Raw genomic sequence first — 6,628 nt, forward strand, 5'->3', positions numbered from 1 at the left:
GCGACATGAACCCGAAGCGGCCGCGGTGGACCAAACGACAGCTCGAGGTCGCATTCACCGCGTGCTACGGCCCCTTGGTCAACGGTGGTGTCGATATCGACTATGTCGCAGCGGCATTCGGGGTGACTCGCCGTACCGTTCAGCGTTGGCTGCAGGGCTCACCTCGCGCTCGAGCGGCCATTCCCGTCCGCCGGTTGCAGCAACTTCAATTTCCCCTTCCTGAAATCCGACGTGTCGAACAGCAGACCCTCGACAATGCACGAACTGTCTTGACCGGGCTCGATCTTCCCCGTGGCCGCGGTGTCCGCAAGGAATGGCGAGAGCGACGATGGCTGGACCCCCATGTCGTGGCGATCCTCCGTCCCCACGGCTCTCCGGACCTGCGGCAGGTAGCGATCGCCAGAGGCGCACCACGCCCCGTCGCGGCACTACATAAGCGGGGCCCGCTCGATGACTTCGTCACCGTTCCCACCCGTTTCCACGCCGACGCCCTCGTCGGTGAACTGCTCGACCGCGTCGGCCCATGGCGGCTCTATCCGGACGACCGTGTCGTCGAGCTCGGCCGAACCCGCGTGTGGGCCGCATGGGCACCACCGATCGACCTACCCGCTATTGCCCGCGGTGCGGGCCTACTCGACAACTGATCAGCCTCGACCGCCGTACCCACGCTCAGTACTCGTATCCGCACCCATGACTGTCCTGTGTCGCCGCGACGAGAGAATGTCAAAGAAAGAGTGAATCGCGATGAATCGCAACAACAACTGGAACTCAAGCCTGTATATCGCTGCTGTTCCGCTCGGGCTTGCTGCCGCCTACCTAGTCGTGTGTTGGCCTTTCGAGGCATTAGTCTCGGTTCAGAGGCATCTCGGTACCGGATCCGAGGTAGTCACCGAGTCGACCCCGCCGACGATGCCCGGCGCTCAAATTGGCTTCCTAATTCTCTTCTTCGCCGCAGTTGCCGGTCTCGCTCTCGTCGCGGCGGTGCGCCGGTTCATCGAACCGAACGAGACCGAACCGAACAGCTTCCCTGGGACGTGGCGAGCGCGGACGCTGATGAGTGCAGGATTGTTCCCCATCGGCCTGTGCATGGCCTCGTTGCTGTCCCCCGAGGATGCCGAAAACCTTTCGCGCACCAGTGACTACGGCAACCCGGCACAATGGTGGAACAGTGCGCACCTTCTCGTCGCCGGCTTGGCCGAGGAACCGTTCTTCAGTGCGCTTCCGGTCTTGTTGCTCTTCGGGGTCGTCGGACTGGTCTGGCGCGTCCAGCCGTGGATGCTCGGCATCGTCATCGCGAGCTCAGCTCTGTTTCGAGCCTCCATCCATCTGTACCAGGGAACAGGGCAAGCGTTGTCGGCGTTCGTATGGGGCGCTGTGGCCGTCTACGTCTACTATCGACTCCGCAGTCTCACGGGACTCGTTCTGGCCCATACAGCTTGGAATGCATTCGTCATTGCGAACAATGGTGACTACACCGCGGCTCAGATAGTGATCGGCGGGTGTATCGCATTCACCGCCCTGTGGTCGATTTACCGACTGTCGAACACACCCACCCTCAAGCACGCCGATCTAGCACGCCCGACGGCAGCGGCCGGCCACTTTTCGATCACCACCAGCGAAGGACATTGATGAGGAATCTGACAACCATCAAACGTTGCGCGGTGATCGGCAATGCGGTGATCGGTATCAGCGCCTTCACAAAGAGCGGAATATCGTTGTGGCAGCTCGCTACTGCCAGCGGATACCCGGCAACACTGGGATGGGTTCTGCCACTGGTGCTCGACGGAATGGTAATCCTCGCAACACTCATGCTCGTCGTCGACGCCTCACACCGCTGGTTCGCGTGGGCCTTGCTGATTCTCGGGTCGATCGCATCGACGGCCGGCAACATCGTGCACGTCTCGATGGTGGACTACAGCTCGACCTTCACCGTGGCCGCGCTGGCCGCTGCTGCGCCGCCGCTGGTGCTGCTGGTCACCACGCACCTGATGATCCAGCTGGTCCGACTCGAAGCATCAGCTGTAGACGACAGCACCGACCAGCGTCACTCGGCCCCGAACAGCTCCACAGAGGCCGAAACAGCCGTTCTGTGTGTCCACGTCCTGAAACTGGCCAGCGAAGGCCACGAGCACGCTGCAGTGGCCACCAAGACCGGGCTACCCATTGAGGTCGTCGACGCAGTCATCGCAGCCGCCGAGGACGAACTCCAGATCGGCTCTGAGGAGGATCGATACCTCGCCCCGGCATGAGTTCCCCGTCGGTCTACTTCATTCGCGAGCTCAGTTCGTCGAAGAATGCTGCGAGCATCGACGGCGCGTCGGGGCTCTCGAACTCTTTGCCCCCGAACCGATAGACCTCGTATCCCGCTAGCCGGAGACGTCGGTCTTCGGTGACCATCTCGGCGTACAGCTGCGTGCTGGCGCGGCCGTCTTCGTTGGCGTAGTGCTGACGACCGTCGACCTCGATGACGACGCGTTTTCTTGCACTGAAGAGCAGCAAGAAGTCCATGCGTTGGCGTTCGAGGGGACTGCTGCCCTTGCGTTGATACTTGGTGTACGGGTCGTAGTGGAGGTAGACCTGCGGGATCAGAGCGGGAATACCGAAGCCGTGCTCTCCGTATCGACGTGAGTAGACGTCCAAGACCATCCGCTCGGGTTCGTTCTTACCGAGGCTCTCTCGCAGCCGTTTGTACAGTGACCGCCCGACATCGCGATCGTCCGTGTCTGCCATTGCTTGGTGCTCACGCCACCACTGAATCAGCTCCTGAAAGGACAGGCCGGCCTCGGTTATCGGTCTGTCGTAGACCAGGCAGAACTCAGCATTCTTGGTGATCAGGATGTCGTTGCTGACCGCGTCGCGGAGCACCATCTCCGGTTTGGGACCATTGGCCGCGAAAATGAGGTTCTTTGCGGGAGAATCGACACCGCTGGAGCCCTTTTCGTACTCTGCGATCAGCACCGCGAGCCCGTGGTCCGCGACGTCGCATTCTGCAAGCACGCGACGCGCCAGTGCGACGAGCTGGGGGATCTCGAATCCTACGAGGTAACCATCGATCAGCGACCGCTTGGTGTCGGCCTCAACCGGGGTACCTGTACCTGCCCACGTCAGGTCGAGTTCGTCGGGTAGGACCACTTCGAGGGCGGCTCGCGAGAACCCATAGATCAAGGTGTCCTCGATCGCCGACCTGAGCGTTCTGGTCGACACGATCACCCGTCGCGGCGGCTCCTCCGAGAGGCCGGCCGCAAGTGAATCCCAGAAGCTCATCGGTCAGAGGCTCCGCGGGCGGCCATGTTGAGCGGAGCGCTTACCGGCGTCGATGGCCTGGATCCAAACGAACTTCGGCGAGAATCGCCCAGAGCTTGGCGTCGTCGCCGTCGTCTCGGTGATCGGCGATGGCCTGCACGAGGGTGTTGATGACCTCACGAGAGCGTGGATTGAATCCGGCAGCTCGCGCACCAGCCCAGGCCAGGGGGTCGTCGACCACCTTGTCGAGCCTGTCGAGGGCGTGGATACACAGGTCGTGGAACTTGCCGGCACGTTTGTATTGGGCGTCGTCGAGTTCGCCGGTATCGAGCGCTGCTGCTGCTTGCTCGACGTAGACATCGATGATCGCGTTTGCGCGATCGTTGAGCTGCGGATCGAAAGTGAGGGTGTTCCAGAATGCACGCCAATTGGCTGTATCGCCGGCGGTGTTCGAGCGCGGCAGGAGGTTGTCACGAATGATCGCAGCCAGTTCCGGGTCCGTCAGTTCGCTGATCGCTCGGGCGTCGGCGGAATTCGAGGGGAGCGGGGCCGGCGTCTTGCTTCGACGCCATGGCTCGGGCTCGGTCATGTGTGCAGCTTCCCTCTCGAACGTCGCGGTTGGTGCGTTTTTCGTCGGCGGCCCGTGAGATCTGCTCCGGTATTTGTATCACTCGAACAGGACACTTCGGTCTGCTCTTTTGGCCGCTTCGTGAACTTACCGCCCGGCGCACCCGCTGTCCCCGGCACCGGGTGCGCCGGGGACATTTTCGCTTGTCAGGTGCTGTTTTTGTCGGTGTGTCGGGGTAGGTTCGAGTTGTTCTGTTGATCGGGCGGACTGACCATCTGCCCTTGTGTTAGCCCTGGGAGGGTTTCGTCGTGAGCGGTGTGTCGAGCGAGAACGCGGTGTCGGGTAGCGAGATGGTGTGGCGTGAGCGTGTTGCGTGGGCGTATCTCGCTCACGTGGCGCGGGGGCAGGGCTCGTTGGTGCATCTGGCGGTGTCCTTATCGGGCGTGGAGGCTGCAGCCGAGGCTGTGCGGCATCGGGAGGTGTCGGAGGACTTGTTGCGTGCGACGGCTCGCTCGTGGGACTACTCAGGTGCCGAGGCAGACCTCGAGACGGCGGCAACGCTGGGAGCACGATTGGTCACTCCTGCGGACGCTGAGTGGCCGCAGCGGCTGCGGATGGCCGGATGGCTGGAGGGATCGACTCCGGTCGCTCTGTGGGTTCGTGGACAGGGCGCGCTGCCCGGTGCTGATGTGTCGGCGGTGGCGCTCACCGGCACCCGGGCTGCGACCGCTTACGGCGAGCATGTCGCGTCGGAATTTGCCGGGGATCTGGCGATGCGTGGGGTGGCGGTCCTGTCGGGCAGCGGGTTCGGGATCGAGGGAGCGGTGTTGCGGGCAGCGTTGGGGGTCGGTGCAGGACCGGTAGCGGTAATGCCGTGCGGCTTGGATCGGGCGTATCCGTCCGGTCACGCTCGGTTGCTCGAGCGCGTCGCGGAACAGGGTGTGGTGGTGAGCGAGTACTCGTTCGGTGCAGAGCCTCGACGAGAACGATTCAACGGGAGTGGCGCGCTGCTGGCGGCTCTCTCCGATGCGGTAGTGGTGCCCGAGGCCGGGTCACGCGGACGTGCACTGTCTGTGGCCAGGGAAGTGCACAGGCTCGGGCGGGCGGTGTACGCGGTACCAGGGCCGGTCACCTCCGCAGCGTCGAACGGATGCCATACGTTGATCATCGACGGTGTGGCGCGTCTTGCAATGTCGGCTGCTGGCGTGTGTGCTGATCCGAACGTCTCCTGATCGGCTCGACACCGATCCGAAAGTGTGGTCGGGTATGGACGTGAGCCCTAGATGGGCCTCGGAAGCCGACTCCGCTCCCGAGGAGTTAGAGCGAGAGCCTTTGTCGCTCTGATCCTTTCGCTTCTCCCTAGACGTTCGACAACAGGCTCGCCCAGCGAAACACATGGGCGGGCCTGTTGTCTTTCCCCACCGAGCCCCGGCGCACTCGGTGCGGTCCCCGGCACCGAGTGCGCCGGGGACCAAATGTGTTGCGCGTGAGCCGTTCTTGTCGGTGGTCTCGGCTAGATTGTGGGTGTTCTGTTGATCGGGCGGACTGACCATCTGCCCCTGTGCCCTGAAAGGGGTTTGTCCGATGTCCTCTGTTTTTCGTATCTCCTCACCCGCTGATGCTGTTGCCGTGGCCGTGATGCTGGTCCGCTACGTTCCCGAGAACGAAATGGTGGTGTTCACCCCAAACTCGACAGGCGGGGCCGTCATGGCCTGCCCGCTGGGGGAGGAAGCGCCGATCGGTGGTGCCCCGTTGCTGGTGCCCAGCGGTCACCCCGTGCGTGATCTATCCGGACCGCGCGTGGTGGTCGTGTTCGGCAGTGACACACACGCCGATGCGGCATCGATGGCCGTTCTCCACGAGTTCTCGGGCGATGACGTTGCTGTGTTCCAGTTCCACGAGGGACGTGCGCGCCGCTACTTGATGAACGGGGTACTGGCGGGACCGCACGAGGTCGGCGAGGCGGTCGACCTGACGGCTCACCCCTACGTGGTCGGAGCGTTGCTCGAGGGGCAGGTACGTCTGGCCTCTCGCGCCCAAATCCGCGCGGGCTTCGTTGCCGAACAGTTCGGTGCCGAACGCGCCGCGAGTGTGGTGGACATGATGCGGGCTGCACGCGGGGCGTTCCCGGCAGTAGGGCCGATCTCGGCCGCAGAGACCATCCACCGCGAGGTACTCGCCGGGTATCTCGATTCAGGCAACCGCGGAATCGAGATATCGGATTACCACGCTGCGATGCTCGCAGCCGCCGCCTCTGACGTGCGCGTGCGCGATGTGCTGTTCGTTCACTTCACCGAAGCCAACGCCGCAGTCCTCGGCGAACTGTGGCGGCAGGTTGGCGCGGTGTTGCCCGCCAGCGAGGCAGGCCCCGCCTTCGTCCTCGCTTCGCTGAGTTACTGGATCGGACGGGAGGCGGTGCCGGCGCGGGAGGCAATGAACGTTGCCCGTGGGCTCGCCCCCGATCATTCCTTGGGGCAGCTGCTCGAACGCGCATACAACGCGGGAATCAACCCGGCGCTGTGGGAGCAGATTCGGCCCGCTGCGCTCGATGCAGAATCCGAGCGATCCCGTAACGAATGACTTGAATGCGATTGATCCGAAACCGGTTTCGCTGAATACACCATGCATCGGCGAGCCGGTTTCGGTTCGACCGCCCTCGAAAAATTCTCGATTGCAAATTGCAAATTGAGCGCGATCGAATAACAGATGCAACCGCGAAGGCGCGCAGCGCTTCGACCGAGTCCGCGAGTTCTTCGGAACGGCTTGCCGTTTCGCCTGCAGCGGCGGGCGCGCAGCGCCCAGCCCCAGCCCCGCAGG

General features: G+C 63.3%; 7 protein-coding genes. 5 read left to right on the forward strand and 2 right to left on the reverse strand.

Going from position 1 to position 6,628, the window contains the following annotated elements; genetic code table 11:
* Positions 1-5 precede the first annotated feature (5 nt).
* From RFA01S_RS25095 to RFA01S_RS25105, 3 genes are all read left to right on the forward strand, one after another.
* Positions 6-644 (forward strand): hypothetical protein, encoded by a 639-nt coding sequence (locus RFA01S_RS25095; RefSeq protein ID WP_015586061.1) that lies wholly within the window; start codon positions 6-8, stop codon positions 642-644.
* Positions 645-744: 100 nt separating this feature from the next.
* Complete coding sequence (locus RFA01S_RS25100; RefSeq protein ID WP_015586060.1) at positions 745-1,629, forward strand: CPBP family intramembrane glutamic endopeptidase; 885 nt, start codon at positions 745-747, stop codon at positions 1,627-1,629.
* Positions 1,629-2,249 carry a DUF2637 domain-containing protein gene (locus RFA01S_RS25105; RefSeq protein WP_015586059.1) on the forward strand — a complete coding sequence of 207 codons (621 nt, stop codon included), beginning with the start codon at positions 1,629-1,631 and terminating at the stop codon, positions 2,247-2,249. Before RFA01S_RS25100 ends, RFA01S_RS25105 begins: the two co-directional genes overlap by 1 nt.
* Before the next feature lie 13 nt (positions 2,250-2,262).
* On the opposite strand, the gene RFA01S_RS25110 is transcribed toward RFA01S_RS25105, so the two are convergent.
* Together RFA01S_RS25110 and RFA01S_RS25115 are read right to left on the reverse strand one after the other, a co-directional pair.
* On the reverse strand, positions 2,263-3,264 hold the full coding sequence (locus RFA01S_RS25110; protein WP_072692241.1) for a putative endonuclease domain-containing protein: 1,002 nt from the start codon (positions 3,262-3,264) through the stop codon (positions 2,263-2,265).
* A 40-nt stretch (positions 3,265-3,304) separates the two neighbouring features.
* Positions 3,305-3,832 (reverse strand): hypothetical protein, encoded by a 528-nt coding sequence (locus RFA01S_RS25115; protein ID WP_015586057.1) that lies wholly within the window; start codon positions 3,830-3,832, stop codon positions 3,305-3,307.
* A 287-nt stretch (positions 3,833-4,119) separates the two neighbouring features.
* Here RFA01S_RS25115 and RFA01S_RS25120 point away from each other — a divergent pair, with 287 nt between their 5' ends.
* Both RFA01S_RS25120 and RFA01S_RS25125 read left to right on the forward strand, forming a co-directional pair.
* Positions 4,120-5,043 (forward strand): DNA processing protein DprA, encoded by a 924-nt coding sequence (locus RFA01S_RS25120; protein WP_052047799.1) that lies wholly within the window; start codon positions 4,120-4,122, stop codon positions 5,041-5,043.
* Between the two features lie 352 nt (positions 5,044-5,395).
* Complete coding sequence (locus RFA01S_RS25125) at positions 5,396-6,391, forward strand: DUF4192 family protein (protein ID WP_015586055.1); 996 nt, start codon at positions 5,396-5,398, stop codon at positions 6,389-6,391.
* The last annotated feature ends 237 nt before the right edge of the window (positions 6,392-6,628 follow it).

Origin of the sequence: Rhodococcoides fascians NBRC 12155 = LMG 3623 (assembly GCF_001894785.1) — a bacterium.
Taxonomy (GTDB): domain Bacteria; phylum Actinomycetota; class Actinomycetes; order Mycobacteriales; family Mycobacteriaceae; genus Rhodococcoides; species Rhodococcoides fascians.

What these genes read in the sequence shown, in the direction of transcription:
- RFA01S_RS25125 (WP_015586055.1), top strand. Translation starts at nt 5,396, where the DNA reads ATGTCCTCTGTTTTTCGTATCTCCTCACCCGCTGATGCTGTTGCCGTG.
- RFA01S_RS25095 (WP_015586061.1), top strand. Translation starts at nt 6, where the DNA reads ATGAACCCGAAGCGGCCGCGGTGGACCAAACGACAGCTCGAGGTCGCA.
- RFA01S_RS25105 (WP_015586059.1), top strand. Translation starts at nt 1,629, where the DNA reads ATGAGGAATCTGACAACCATCAAACGTTGCGCGGTGATCGGCAATGCG.
- RFA01S_RS25115 (WP_015586057.1), bottom strand. Translation starts at nt 3,832, where the DNA reads ATGACCGAGCCCGAGCCATGGCGTCGAAGCAAGACGCCGGCCCCGCTC.
- RFA01S_RS25110 (WP_072692241.1), bottom strand. Translation starts at nt 3,264, where the DNA reads ATGAGCTTCTGGGATTCACTTGCGGCCGGCCTCTCGGAGGAGCCGCCG.
- RFA01S_RS25100 (WP_015586060.1), top strand. Translation starts at nt 745, where the DNA reads ATGAATCGCAACAACAACTGGAACTCAAGCCTGTATATCGCTGCTGTT.